Source organism: Nocardioides aurantiacus (genome assembly GCF_003752505.1).
Classification (GTDB): domain Bacteria; phylum Actinomycetota; class Actinomycetes; order Propionibacteriales; family Nocardioidaceae; genus Marmoricola; species Marmoricola aurantiacus.
The window spans coordinates 3,784,720-3,797,804 of the sequence record NZ_RKHO01000001.1; the positions used below are offsets into that span (position 1 = coordinate 3,784,720).

Below are 13,085 nucleotides of genomic sequence, written 5' to 3' on the forward strand. Positions count from 1 at the left end.
CCTACTCCGTGGCCACCCTCCGTCGGTTCCTCGTGAACCGCGCCAGCTTCCTCGTCGGCCTGCTGCTGCTCGTGCTCGGCGCCCTCACCATCGCCGGCCTGGGCCAGGCGACCCGCGACAGCGCGGTCGACGACGCCCTGCCCGCCGGCACCGACAGCACCCGCGCCGCCCAGGTGCGCGACACGCTGCCCCAGGAAGAGGGCTCGACCGCGATCGCGCTGTTCACCCGCGACGACGACGGCGAGCTCGACGACGCCCAGGTCGACGCGCTGCGCGAGGCCGTCGCCGGCCTCGACGTCGACCGGGTCGAGGTGCCCGACGGACCCCAGGCGCTGGTCGCCGCCGAGGACGGCACCGCCGCCATCAGCGTGCTGCCGGTCCGCGCCACCGACGCGACCGGCACGGCCGCGGCCGTCGGCGAGCTGCGCGACGCCCTCGACGCGGCCGTGCCCGACGGCGTCGAGGCGCAGGTCACCGGCCCGGCCGGCATCCAGGCCGACCTCGCCGCCGTCTTCGACGGCGCCGACGTCCGGCTGCTCGCCACCACCGCGGGCGTGGTCGCGATCCTGCTCGTCATCACCTACCGCAGCCCGGTGCTGTGGCTGGTCCCGCTGAGCGTCGTCGGCATCGCCGACCAGACCGCCGCCGTCCTCGCGACCCGGGCGCTCAAGGAGCTCGGCGTCCCCTGGGACGAGTCGACCACCGGCATCCTCTCGGTGCTCGTCTTCGGCGCCGGCACCAACTACGCGCTGCTGCTGATCTCCCGCTACCGCGACGAGCTGCGCTCCCACGAGGACCGCTACGAGGCGATGCGGCTCGCGCTGCGGCGTACGGCCGAGGCGGTCTTCGCCAGCGCCACCACCGTCGTGGTGGGCGTGCTCTGCCTGGCGCTGTCCCTGGTCCCGACCACGCGCGGCCTCGGCATCGCGTGCGCGGTGGGCATCGTCGTCGCCGTCGTGTTCGTGCTCGGTGCGCTTCCCGGCCTGCTCGTCGCGTGCGGCCGCTGGGTGTTCTGGCCCAAGGTGCCCCACGTGGGGACCGCCTCGCTGGCCGAGGGCCACTCGCTGTGGCGCCGGGTCGGCGACGCGGTGGCGCGGCGTACGGCGCTCTTCGCCGTGGGCACCGTCGTCGTCCTCGCCGTGCTCGCCTCCGGCCTCGGCGCCGCCCGGCTGGGACTGCCCACGGTCGAGCAGTTCCTGCAGACCCCCGAGGCGATCTCGGCCGGTGAACGCCTGGCCGAGTCCTTCCCCGCCGGCAGCTCCGACCCCGCGACCGTCGTCACCCGCGACCCCGGGGCGGCCCGGTCCGCCCTCGACGGCCTCGAGGGCGTCCAGTCGGTGGCCCCGGGCGGCGAGGGCGACGGCTGGACCGAGCTGAGCGTCGTGCTCGCCGACGCCCCCGACTCCGAGGCCGCGGAGGCGACGGTGGAGCGGATGCGCGAGGCCCTCGCCGGCCAGCCCTCGACCTACGTGGGTGGCGCGACGGCCGAGGCCGTCGACCTCGCCGACGCCTCCGCGCGCGACCGGCTGGTGATCTTCCCGCTGGTGCTGCTGCTCGTGCTCGGCGCCCTGCTGCTCCTGCTGCGGGCGGTGGTCGCGCCGGTGCTGCTCGTGCTCACCGTCCTGGCGACGTACGCCGCGGCGCTGGGCGTCGGCTGGTGGGTCTTCTCCGGCCTGCTCGGCTTCTCCGGCATCGACCAGGGGATGCCGCTGCTGGCGTTCCTGTTCCTGGTCGCGCTAGGCGTCGACTACAACATCTTCCTGGTCACCCGGACCCGCGAGGAGGCCCGGCTGCACGGCCCCCGCGAGGGCATGCTGCGCGCGCTGGCCGCCACCGGCGGCGTCATCACCAGCGCGGGCGTGCTGCTGGCGGCGGTCTTCGCGGTGCTCGGCGTGCTGCCGCTGGTGGTGCTCGCCCAGCTGGGCGTGGTGATCTGCATCGGCGTGCTGCTCGACACGCTGCTGGTCCGCACCGTGCTGGTGCCCTCGCTCGCGCTGCTCCTGGGCGACCGCTTCTGGTGGCCGCGCAGGGTCGGTCCGGACCACGCGGCACAGCGCGCCGACGACGTCGTCGCGAGTGGTTCGCGCAGCTAGGGGCGCTCGGCAGGGACCGAGCCGAGGCACGCTCGGGAGACCGTGGCACCTGCCACCCTCTCCCGAGTCCGTCGGAGGCGGCTCGGGCCTGCGGCCACGTCGCCGCAGGGTCCTGGACCGAGACCGAGGGGGCGCTCGACGTGGCTCCCACCCAGGGGCAGCCGGTCACGGGTGGGGTGCGGGGTGGACAGCGCTTTCACCGCCAGGTCCGCTCCGTCGACGGCGAGCCGGGTCAGGGACCGCTCCTCGTCCCGGACCCGGAGGCCTGCCGCAGGGCCCACCCGGCCACGCGTGCGGCTCAGCGGTAGGTCGTCAGCTCCGGCAGCCCGTCGAGGTGTGCGTGGTCGTTGAAGGTGACCAGCGTCGTGCCCCGTCGGCCGACCACCAGTCGGGTCAGGCCGGAGTTGACGCAGACGACGTTGAGCTTGCGCCACAGCCGGGTGGCGACCTCGGGGTCGCCGTCGGCGAGCAGGCTCGCGGTCACCCAGGCGATCACGCCACCGGAGGTGACGACGGCCGTGGTGCCCGGCGCGCCGTCCTCCGTCGTACGCCGCAGCACCTCGCCGACGCGCGCGGTGAAGGCCGCGAACGGCTCGGGGTAGCGGTCGGCGTGCGCCGGGTCCATCCACGACTCCAGCGCCGTCTCGAGCAGCGCCTGGTAGCCGCGCTTGTCGGTGGGGGCCTCGGCCGGCGGCCCCGTCTCCGGCTGGGGCATGCCGTCGAGCACCGCGACGTGGTCGAACTCGTCCCACGCGGGGTCGACGGAGACGTCCGCGGCCGCGGGGGCACCCGGGAGCTCACCCAGGGCGGCCTCGGCCGTCTCCCGGTGGCGGCGCATCGAGCCGCGCAGCACCACGTCGGGGACGACGCCGCGCGAGGCCAGCGCCCGGCCCAGGACCCGGCCCTGGTCCCAGCCGGTCGGGGAGAGCACGTCGTAGTCGTCGGCGTCCCAGGAGGCCTGGCCGTGGCGGACGAGCAGCAGCTGGCCCACGCCTAGCCGGCCGCGATGATCGCGCGGCAGCGCTGCTCGAGGTAGCGCGCCGCGGGACCGAAGCCGGCGTACACCTCGTTGGTGGTCTGGCCGTGGAAGTAGCGGTAGTAGATCTGCTGGGCGATGACGCCGAGCCGGAACAGCCCGAAGACCTCGTAGAACCGCCACTGCTCGGGCGTCAGGGTGCGGCCCGTGCGCTCGAGGTAGTAGTCGACGACCTCCTGGCGGGTCAGCATCCCCGGCGCGGTCGTCGGCTGGCGCCGGAACTGCAGGAAGAAGTCGTCGTCGTCGGCCTGCACCCAGTAGCCCAGCGTGCCGCCGAGGTCCATCAGCGGGTCGCCGACCGTGGCCATCTCCCAGTCGAGGACGCCCACCACGCGGGTGGGGTCGTCGCGGTCCAGCACCAGGTTGTCGAAGCGGAAGTCGTTGTGGATCAGGCAGTGCCCGACGTCGGCGGGGCGGTGCTCCTCCAGCCAGCCCATCACCTCCTCGTAGTCACCCACGTCGTCGGTGCGGGCGTCGCGGAAGCGGCGCGACCAGCCCGAGACCTGGCGCTCGACGTAGCCGTCGCCCTTGTTCATCGCCGCCAGCGGCGTCTGGTCGACGTCGACGGCGTGCAGCTCGACCAGCACGTCGAGAGCGTTGGTGCACAGCTGCCGCACCTGCGCCTCGTCGAGGTCGAGGCCGGGTGGGAAGTCGCGCCGCGGGATGACGCCGTCGACGCGCTCCATGACGTAGAAGTCCGCGCCGATCACGGACTCGTCCGTGCAGAGCGCGATCATCCGGGGCACCAGGGGGAAGACCCCCGCCAGTCCCTCCTGGACGCGGTGCTCGCGCGTCATGTCGTGGGCGCCCTTGGCCTTCTGGCCGGCCGGGGGCCGGCGCAGGATCAGGTCGTGGTGGCCGTCGCGCAGCGAGTAGGTCAGGTTGGAGGCGCCACCGCCGAACTGCTGCACCTCCACCTCCTGGCCCAGCTCGGTGCCCTGCTCGGCCAGCCAGCGGCGTACGGCGTCGAGGTCGAAGGCATCCTCCTCGCGCACCGGGCTGGCGCCCTCCAGCGTGGTCCCCTGCTCGCTCATCCCTGCTCCCGTCCCATGGCGTGCAGGCGCGAGGCCTGCCGCCGCATGGTCTCGTCGTACGCCGTCCGGTCGGTCTGCTTGAGCTGGTGGGCGGCCCGCGCCGCCGGGTCGGGCAGGACCAGCTCCTCGCCGCGGTCGAGGCCCGCGAGGACCTCGGCGGCTATGTCGTCGGCCCCCAGCGGGGCGTGGTCGACCAGCTTGCGCATCAGCGGCTCCAGCAGCGGGTCGGCGCCGCGGAGGCTGGCCACCAGCCCGGTCCGGAAGTACGACGGGCACACGACCGCGCACCGCACGCCGAACTCCGCGAGCTCGTGGCCGGTGGTCTCGCTCAGCGCCACGACGGCCGCCTTGACGGCGTTGTAGGAACCCATGCCGGCCGGGTGCACCAGCCCGGCGAGCGAGGCGACGTTGACGACCAGGCCGGACCCCTGCTGCTTCATCAGCGGGGTGAAGGTGCGGGTGCCGCGGACCGCGCCGAAGAGGTTGACCTCGGTGATCCACTGCCACTCCTCGAGCGTGGCGACGTCGAGGCGACCGCCACCGGCGACCCCGGCGTTGTTGACCAGCACGTCGAGGCCGCCCCACTCCTGCTCGACCCACGCCCGGGCCGCGGCCCAGTCGTCGTCGGAGCGGACGTCGAGGTGGAGGAACGGACCCGTCCCCGGGTCGTCGGCCACGTCGGCGACGACCACGTCGTCCCCGCGGGAGCGGTACGCCGCGGCCAGCGCGGCGCCCAGCCCGCCCGCCCCCCCGGTGACCAGGACGCGGCTCATCGGGCGCCCCGGTGCTTGGCCAGCTCGAGCCGGGCGACCACGCCGCGGTGGACCTCGTCGGGGCCGTCGGCCAGGCGCAGCGCCCGGGCGGTGGTCCACATCCCGGCGAGCGGGAAGTCCTCGGAGAGCCCGCCGCCGCCGTGCAGCTGCATCGCCATGTCGATGACGTCCTGCGCCATCCGCGGCACGACCACCTTGATCTGGCTGACCTCGCCGAGGGAGTGCGCGGGGCCGGCGGTGTCGAGCTTCCACGCGGCGTGCTGGACCAGCAGCCGGGCCTGGTCGATGGCCATCCGCGCCTCGGCGACGCGCTCGCGGTTGCCACCGAGGTCGATGATCCGCTTGCCGAACGCCTGCCGGGCCAGTCCCCGGCGCACCGCCAGCTCGAGCGCGACCTCGGCCTGGCCGATCAGCCGCATGCAGTGGTGCACCCGGCCGGGACCGAGCCGACCCTGGGCGATCTCGAAGGCGCGGCCCTCGCCGAGCAGGACGTTCTCGCGCGGCACCCGGACCTGGTCGAAGGAGACCTCGGCGTGGCCGACCGGCTCGTCCTGGACGCCCATCGTGGTCAGCAGCCGCTCGACCTTCACGCCGGGGGCGTCGAGGGGCACCAGCACCATCGTGTGGCGGCGGTGCCGGTCGGTGTCGGTGTCGTCCTCGGGCACCGAGCGGCCCATGAAGACCAGCACCCGGCAGTCGGGGTGGCCCACGCCGCTGGTCCACCACTTGCGGCCGTTCACGACGACCTCGTCGCCGTCGAGGATCGCGCTGGCGTCCATGTTGGTGGCGTCGGAGGAGGCGACCCCGGGCTCGGTCATCGCGAAGCCGGAGCGGATCCGCCCGTCGAGCAGCGGGCGCAACCACTGCTCCTGCTGCTCCGGGGAGCCGTAGCGCAGCAGCACCTCCATGTTGCCCGTGTCGGGCGCGTGGCAGTTGAAGACGTAGGGCGCGAGGTGGGAGACCCGGCCCATCTGCTCGGCCAGCGGGGCGTAGTCGGCGTTGGTCAGGCCGCGACCACCGGCCGTGCCGTACTCCTCCGCCCACGCGTCGCCGTGCTCCGCCGGGAGGAAGAGGTTCCACAGGCCCTGCTCGCGAGCCTGCCCGCGCAGCTCCTCGAGGAGGGGCGACTCCTGCCACCGCGCCGGGTCGGCCTGCGCGCTGACCTCGCGGTGGTACGCCGCGGCGACCGGCTCGATGCGGTCGGTGACGAACGCCCTCACCCGCTCCGTCAGCTCGGCGGCCCGGTCCGAGGGTGAGAAGTCCATGCCGCGACCCTACAGAGGGCGACGGACGTCACACCGGGGGTCGCCGGAGGGCGGCCTCAGCCGCAGAGGTTGCGGGCCGTGGCGCGGGTCGGACCCCACTCCATGCTCGGCGTCCACTGCAACGAGGGATCGCCGATCTGCCCGGGGCGGGTCTCGAACAGGGCGCGCACCCGGACCGACTCACCGGGCCGCAGCGTCAGCGGGAGGACCGAGACCTGGCGGTCCCCGTCCTGACCGACCTTGATGCCGGCGGGCTCGCCGTCGACGGTCAGCGCCTGGAGGCGTCCCTCGGTCGGGGCGTAGAGGCGCAGGTTCATCGCGTCGTCGCCCTTGCGCGCGTAGGTGCCGTCACCGGTCACGAACTCGGTGAGCCGGGCCACGTCGTCCGGCACGTCCGAGCGCAGCTCCATCTCGGCGACGACCTGCTGTCGTCCGGCGGCCGTGCAGCCGAGCGAACGGATGTCGGCGTCGTAGCGGAGGTAGTACTGGATCTTCGCCCGGGTCGAGTCGTTAAGGTAGAGGCCCACCGACGGGCTGATGCCCTCGTCGCGCGGCAGTGCCGCCGCGATGGGGGTGTCCTCGATCCGGCGCTGCTCGTCGTCGCTGTCGCTCCACACCAGGAAGCGTCGCTGCTGCGCGGCCTGGCTGAGCACCCGCACCAGCTCCAGCTGGTCGCCCTGGCCGCTGAGCAGCGCGTCCAGGATGCCGCGGCTGACCTCCTGGAAGTAGGCGTCCTGCTCCTCGTTGCTGCGCAGCCGCTGGTAGGGCTCGTTGAGCAGCAGGCGCGGTGCGTTGTCCGCGTCCAGGCGCACGCCACCGGCCTCCACCGGTCCGGTGGCGCGCAGCACCTCGGCGAGGGTGACCGGGTCGACCGACACCACCCCGTCCACCTGCTGCCCCCGCTGCTCGGCGAAGCGGGCCATCAGGGACGCGGCCCGGGGGAAGTCGGGGATCAGGTTGGTGTCACGCAGGTCGAGCGCGACGTTGCGGCCGTAGAGGTCGACCTCGTCGGGCGTGAGGCGCGCGACGGGATCGGCGGAGAGGCCGAAGAGGCTGGCGTTGCCCTGCTTGCCCAGCTCCACGCGACCGTCCTCGGCCCGCAGCACCGACAGCGACCCGGGAAGGCCCCCCGTGCTGCGGATCTCGGCGTTGTTCTGCACCACCAGGAGGTACTCGCGGCGGTCACCGGCGCCCAGCATCGCCGGGAGCAGCTCGACGGCCTTCTCGGCGGCACCGAGCGACCGGTCCAGCTCCTGCACCTGCTGCTGGAGGTCGGCCACGGGTCCGGACAGGGGACCCACGAGCCGGTCGCTCCGGACCCCGGCGACCGCGCGGTCGGCACGGGTCGAGGCGTCGTGCGCCTCCGTCACGGGGCCGCTCACCGAGGCGAGCGTGTCGAGCCTGATGCCGCCGTCCTCGGACCGCAGCCCCCCTCCTCGCACCGTCTCCAGCACGCCCAGGGCGGGCGGCAGCGCGTCCGCGCCGAGCACGTCGACGCTGCGGGCGACCCGGCGCACGGCATCGACGTCGTCGCCGACGACCGGCAGGTGGGTGAGCGCGGCGAAGCCCCACCCGTCGGAGTGGCGACGGGCCACGTCGGCCTGCTCGGCCAGGCGCGACCCGGCGGAACGGGTGGCGGCCTCGTCCCCCGCGGCGAGCTCGGAGCGGAGCCGGCCGGCCGCGCTCTCGGCCTCACGGAGCGCCAGGGCCGTGCGCGCCACCTGGTAGGCGAGGAACCCGAGTCCGAGGACGACGAGGACGACGACGATGCGTCGACCACGACGTGCCCCTCGGGACCGCCTCGGCGGATCCCGACGGGAGCGTCTGCTCAAGCGCGTGGGTCAGGCGGACTGACGGCGGCGCGCGACGACGAGGGCGGTGCCGCCCACCGCGAGGAGTGCGGCGCCACCGAGGAGCAGGCCCGTCTCGGGGCCACCCGTCGAGGGCAGCACGCCCGTGCTGGGCGCCGCGGAGCCCGACACGTCGCTGCTGGGCAGGACGTCGGTCTTCGGCTGGTCGTCGCCGTAGCCGTCGGCGGCGTGGGCCGCCGGCGTCAGGGTCAGGGTGGACAGTGCGGTGACGACCGCGACGCCGGAACCGGCAAGCAGCTTCTTCATGGTGTGACTCCCCCGTTGGGTGCGTGGATCCAAGATCGCCTCGTCATCGTGGCACGGAAACCCCGTGCGGCTGTCATCGACGGATGCCGTGACGAGACGACGACCGATTGCGGTCTAGCCCAGATGCTTCCCGGCTCGCTCGCGACGAAACCTCGACGTCCGCATGGTGACCGCAGGACCAGCCTCAGCCCGCGACCGTCACCACGACGCGCGCGCGGGTCACCGGCTCCTCCCAGCGCTGGGCGACCCGCTCGAGCCGCCAGCCCGACCACAGCAGCATGAGCAGGGCGACCAGCAGCACCGCGGCCACGCTGCCGAGCAGCGCCAGGGTCGAGAACAGCAGGCTGGTGACCGTGGTGCTCAGCGCCAGCCGGGCGCTGTAGCCGACCATCACCACCGGCGGCGCGGGGGTGGCCCGGGCGCTGCGGAGGTCCGCGGCGTAGGGCCGCTGCACGCTCCACCTCGACGCCCCCGCGACCACCTGGAGGGTGACCACGAGCGTGAGCGAGAGCACGGCGGCGAGCTCGGCAGCGGTCGGCGTGCCCGCCCGCAGCGCCCCCAGCACCAGCGTGATCGACGCGGCCCCGACGAGCAGCTCGACGAGCACCCAGCAGCGGGCGAGCAGCACGGTGCGCGCGGCGACGGGGAGGTTCTCGCGCCACAGCATGCCGCGACCGTCGAGGCACCACGCGTTGACGGCGAACAGGAGCGCACCGCCGGAGACGACGAGGCCCGGCAGGATCATCAGGTTGCGCCAGTCCAGCGCGCCCAGCAGCGCCACCAGCCCGGGCATCACGGCCAGCACCAGCGTGCCCCGTCGCAGCGGCACGGACCGCCACACCGAGGCGCGGTCGAGGCGGACCAGGGCGCCCAGCTCGGTCCGGGGCGTACGCCGGGCCCGGTGCTGCCCGCCCTCGAGGCGCAGCTCCTCGCGCATCGGGCGCGCGAGCGCCCACCCGGCGGGCCAGGCGCCGGCGAGGACCAGCCCCACCAGGGCGACGCCGAGCCCGACGACGCCCGTGCCCCAGCCCCACCAGCGGTCGGCGGACCCGTCGAGGACGACGCCGAGCAGCACCCGGGTCGGCGAGCGGTCGAGCGCCGCGGTGACGCTGCCGGACAGCACGACGGCCGCGCCGGCGGCGGCGAGCAGACCGACGCCGAGCCGGAAGACCAGCGGGCCGTGCGGGCCGCGGCGTACGCCCTCGACGCACCAGCCCACCAACTGCGCCAGCGCGGTCGCCAGCAGCACCCACAGCAGCACGGGCAGCTGGTAGGCCCACCACCGCGTCGGACCCAGGGCCCAGGCCGTCGACCCGAGCAGCAGCCAGGCCTGGAGGAGCCAGGCGATGTTGAGCGGCGCCATCAGCAGGGCGCCGAGGTGGTCGACCGCGCTGGAGACGGGGAACGCCACCGCCTGGTCACGCGGCAGCAGCTCGCGCCCGCCGGCCGAGGCCACGGCGGAGACGACGGCCAGGACCACGAAGGCGAAGCCGGCGGCGGGGAGCAGGGCCAGCACCCTGCCGCCGGCGGTCTCGTCCCCGACGTAGGCCGGGACCACCGCGACCGCCACCGTGACCACGGCGACGCCGCCGGCGCCGAGGCGCACCCGGCGCCGGGACGCCGGGGTCAGGCCGGAGCGTCGGAAGGCCAGCAGCGCCGGCAGGTCGTGGCGGGCCCGGCGCAGCTCGCGCCAGGTCGTGGTCCGGGTGGTCATCGGGCGCTCATCCCTCGCTCACCCCAGCAGGGCGCGGTAGGTCTCGGCCCCGCGCTCGCCGCCGAGCTCCCCGGAGTCGAGCGTCGCCACCCGGGCCCCGCCGCGCAGCACCAGGGCCTGGTCGCACGCCTGCATCGCCAGCTCGCGCAGGTGGGTGCTGACCAGCACCGCGGCGCCGCGGGCGCGGGCGTCGGCGACCACGTCGAGGGTGGCCTCGACCCCCAGCGGGTCGACGCCGTCGAAGGGCTCGTCGAGGAGCAGCACGCCGGGCTCGTGGAAGGCCGCGAGGACCACCGAGAGCCGCCGGCTCATGCCGTGGCTGAACCCCGAGGTCACCCGGTGGGCGACGCCGCCGAGCTCGAACCGCTCCAGCAGGTCGCGGGCGCGCGGCTCCCACCCGTCGAGGCGACGCAACCGCGCCGAGAGCTGGAGGTGCTCCCACGGGGTGGCACGCGGGACCAGCCCGCCGACGTCGGGGCAGTAGCCGGTCAGCCGCTTCACCGTCATCGGGTCGGCCGCGACCTCGACGCCGTCGACCTGCACGTGCCCCGCGGTCGGCGGGATCACCCCGGCCAGCACCCGCATCGTGGTCGACTTCCCGGCGCCGTTGCGCCCCAGCAGCGCCGTCGCCCGCCCGGCGTGGGCGGTCACGTCGATCCCCTGCACGGCGTCGACCTCACCGAAGCGCACCCACAACCCGCGCACGTCGACCCTCGGACTCGTCACCCGACCATGATCACCGAGCCACGCCGTCCCGGTGTCCGTTTTGGGGGTATCCGTGGTGAGGCGGGTGCACCGCCGCCCCCGCCGCGCAGGGCACGACGGGGGCGGTGGGAGGAGCGGTCAGGCGGGCGGTCAGACGGGCACTCAGGCGGGGAAGGTCTCGCCCGCGGCCGCCATCTCGCGCAGCCGGTCGGTGGGCGCGAAGCGGTCGCCGTACAGCTTGGTCAGCTGGTCGGCGCGCTCGACGAAGCCGGCCAGGCCGTGGCCGGTCGGGCCGTCGTACCCCTGCATGAACTGGACGGTGCCGCCGGTCAGGGGCGGGTAGCCGATGCCCATGATCGAGCCGATGTTGGCCGCGGCGGCCGACTCGATGACGCCCTCCTCGAAGCACTTCGCGGTCTCGAGCGCCTCGATGAACAGGTAGCGGTCCTTGAGGTCGTCGATGTCGGCAGGCTCGTCGGCGGGCGGGAACAGGTCCTTCAGGCCCGACCAGAGGTGGGTACGCCGACCGCTCTCGTCGTAGTCGTAGAAGCCGGCGCCCCGCAGCCGACCCGGGCGGCCCTCGTCGATCATGGTCTGCACGACGTGGGAGGCCGGGTGGGCGGTGTAGGACTCGCCCTCGGCGTCGGCGGTGGCCTTGGCGATCTTGGCCATCAGCTCCATGTTGAGCTCGTCGGAGAGCTGCAGCGTGCCGACGGGGTAGCCCGCCTGCGTGGCGGCCCGCTCGACCGAGGTCGGGTGGACGCCCTCGCCCAGCATCGCCAGGCCCTCGTTGACCATCGTGCCGATGACGCGGCTGGTGTAGAAGCCGCGGCTGTCGTTGACCACGATCGGCGTCTTCTTGATCGCCTGCACGACGTCGAGCGCGCGGGCGACGGTCTCGTCGGAGGTCTGCGCGCCGCGGATGATCTCCACCAGCGGCATCTTGTCCACGGGCGAGAAGAAGTGCAGGCCCACGAAGTCGGCCGGGCGGTCGACGGCCTTGGCCAGCTCGGTGATCGGCAGCGTCGAGGTGTTGGAGCACAGCAGCGCGTCCGCATCCACGACCGACTGGATCTCGGCGTACACCTGGGCCTTGAGGGCCGGGTCCTCGAAGACGGCCTCGATGACCAGGTCGACGCCGGCGAAGTCGGCCGGGTCGGTGGTCGCGGTGATCCGGTCGAGGACCTCGGCCTTCTTGGTCTCGTCGAGCTGGCCGCGCTCGACGGCCTTGGCCAGGATCTTCTCGCTGTAGGCCTTGCCCTTGTCGGCCGACTCCTGGGCGACGTCCTTGAGCACGACCTGCATGCCGGCGCGGGCGCACGAGTAGGCGATGCCGGCGCCCATCATCCCGGCACCGAGCACGCCGACCTTGGTGGCGGTGAACTTCTCCACGCCGGCGGGGCGCAGCGAGCCGCCGTTGATGGCGGAGAGGTCGAAGAAGAACGCCTGGATCATGTTCTTGCTGTTCGAGCCGGTGATCAGCTCGGCGAGGTAGCGCGACTCGATCCGGCTGGCGGTGTCGAAGTCGACCTGGGCGCCCTCGATGGCCGCCGACATGATCGCGCGCTGCGCGGGGTAGTCGGCGCCCTTGACCTGCTTGCGCAGCATCGCGGGGAACGCGGGCAGGAACGCCGCGAGCTTGGGGTTGCTGGGCGTGCCGCCGGGCAGCTTGTAGCCCTCGCGGTCCCACGGGTTGGCCGAGGGGGTCTCGTCGTCGGCGTGGGCGAGCACCCAGGCGCGCGCGGCCGGGAGCAGCTCGTCCTGGCTCGCGACCAGCTCGTCGACCAGGCCCTTCTCCCTGGCCTTGGCCGGCTTCATCCGCGGGCCCTGGAGCAGGACGTCCATCAGCGCGGTCTGGATGCCGAACATCCGCACGGTGCGGGTGACGCCGCCGCCACCGGGCAGCAGGCCCAGGGTCGCCTCGGGCAGGCCGATCTCGTAGCGGCCGTCGACGGCGATCCGGTGGTGGCAGGCGAGCGCGATCTCGAGGCCGCCGCCCAGCGCCGCGCCGTTGATGGCCGCGACGACCGGCTTGCCCAGGGTCTCCAGGCGACGCAGGTCGGCCTTGACCTGCTCGACCTCGCCGAACACCGCCTCGGCGTCCTCACGGGTGGTGGTCACCATGCCCTTGAGGTCGCCGCCGGCGAAGAAGGTCTTCTTGGCCGAGGCCACGACGACGCCGCGCACCTCGTCCTTCTCGGCCACGAGCCGGGTGATCGCCGCGTGCATGCCGTTCTTGTAGCGCTCGTTCATCGTGTTGGCGCTCGACTGCGGGTCGTCGAGGGTCAGGGTCACGACGCCGTCGGCGTCGCGGTCGTAGGTCACTGCGGAGTCAGTCATCGGTGTCT

Annotated in this window: 10 protein-coding genes; 1 reads left to right on the forward strand and 9 read right to left on the reverse strand. The window is 74.1% G+C overall.

Annotated elements, in window-relative coordinates:
- Positions 1–8: 8 nt before the first annotated feature.
- A complete protein-coding gene (locus EDD33_RS18360) occupies positions 9–2,093 on the forward strand; it encodes an MMPL family transporter (RefSeq protein WP_123392487.1) in 2,085 nt (694 codons plus the stop codon).
- Between the two features lie 298 nt (positions 2,094–2,391).
- Here the strand turns inward: EDD33_RS18360 and EDD33_RS18365 are convergent, their stop codons facing one another.
- From EDD33_RS18365 to EDD33_RS18405, 9 genes are all read right to left on the reverse strand, one after another.
- Positions 2,392–3,084, reverse strand: coding sequence for a histidine phosphatase family protein (locus tag EDD33_RS18365; RefSeq protein ID WP_170169879.1), 693 nt, complete (start codon positions 3,082–3,084; stop codon positions 2,392–2,394).
- 2 nt (positions 3,085–3,086) lie between these two features.
- Positions 3,087–4,163 carry a phosphotransferase family protein gene (locus EDD33_RS18370; RefSeq protein ID WP_123392490.1) on the reverse strand — a complete coding sequence of 359 codons (1,077 nt, stop codon included), beginning with the start codon at positions 4,161–4,163 and terminating at the stop codon, positions 3,087–3,089.
- On the reverse strand, positions 4,160–4,936 hold the full coding sequence (locus EDD33_RS18375) for an SDR family NAD(P)-dependent oxidoreductase (protein WP_123392491.1): 777 nt from the start codon (positions 4,934–4,936) through the stop codon (positions 4,160–4,162). Before EDD33_RS18375 ends, EDD33_RS18370 begins: the two co-directional genes overlap by 4 nt.
- Positions 4,933–6,201: an acyl-CoA dehydrogenase family protein gene (locus EDD33_RS18380; protein WP_123392492.1), complete on the reverse strand. Its 1,269-nt coding sequence runs from the start codon at positions 6,199–6,201 to the stop codon at positions 4,933–4,935. The genes EDD33_RS18375 and EDD33_RS18380 overlap by 4 nt, the downstream gene beginning before the upstream one ends.
- Positions 6,202–6,257: 56 nt before the next feature.
- Entirely contained in the window at positions 6,258–7,922 is a 1,665-nt protein-coding gene (locus EDD33_RS18385) for a DUF4012 domain-containing protein (protein ID WP_123392493.1), read from the reverse strand.
- A 120-nt stretch (positions 7,923–8,042) separates the two neighbouring features.
- On the reverse strand, positions 8,043–8,318 hold the full coding sequence (locus EDD33_RS18390; protein ID WP_123392494.1) for an LPXTG cell wall anchor domain-containing protein: 276 nt from the start codon (positions 8,316–8,318) through the stop codon (positions 8,043–8,045).
- 184 nt (positions 8,319–8,502) lie between these two features.
- Positions 8,503–10,032 carry a hypothetical protein gene (locus EDD33_RS18395; protein ID WP_123392495.1) on the reverse strand — a complete coding sequence of 510 codons (1,530 nt, stop codon included), beginning with the start codon at positions 10,030–10,032 and terminating at the stop codon, positions 8,503–8,505.
- A gap of 18 nt (positions 10,033–10,050) precedes the next feature.
- Positions 10,051–10,758 (reverse strand): ABC transporter ATP-binding protein, encoded by a 708-nt coding sequence (locus EDD33_RS18400; protein ID WP_123392496.1) that lies wholly within the window; start codon positions 10,756–10,758, stop codon positions 10,051–10,053.
- Between the two features lie 141 nt (positions 10,759–10,899).
- Positions 10,900–13,077 (reverse strand): 3-hydroxyacyl-CoA dehydrogenase NAD-binding domain-containing protein, encoded by a 2,178-nt coding sequence (locus EDD33_RS18405; protein ID WP_123392498.1) that lies wholly within the window; start codon positions 13,075–13,077, stop codon positions 10,900–10,902.
- Positions 13,078–13,085: the final 8 nt, after the last annotated feature.

What these genes read in the sequence shown, in the direction of transcription:
- EDD33_RS18405 (WP_123392498.1), bottom strand. Translation starts at nt 13,077, where the DNA reads ATGACTGACTCCGCAGTGACCTACGACCGCGACGCCGACGGCGTCGTG.
- EDD33_RS18395 (WP_123392495.1), bottom strand. Translation starts at nt 10,032, where the DNA reads ATGACCACCCGGACCACGACCTGGCGCGAGCTGCGCCGGGCCCGCCAC.
- EDD33_RS18375 (WP_123392491.1), bottom strand. Translation starts at nt 4,936, where the DNA reads ATGAGCCGCGTCCTGGTCACCGGGGGGGCGGGCGGGCTGGGCGCCGCG.
- EDD33_RS18370 (WP_123392490.1), bottom strand. Translation starts at nt 4,163, where the DNA reads ATGAGCGAGCAGGGGACCACGCTGGAGGGCGCCAGCCCGGTGCGCGAG.
- EDD33_RS18390 (WP_123392494.1), bottom strand. Translation starts at nt 8,318, where the DNA reads ATGAAGAAGCTGCTTGCCGGTTCCGGCGTCGCGGTCGTCACCGCACTG.
- EDD33_RS18380 (WP_123392492.1), bottom strand. Translation starts at nt 6,201, where the DNA reads ATGGACTTCTCACCCTCGGACCGGGCCGCCGAGCTGACGGAGCGGGTG.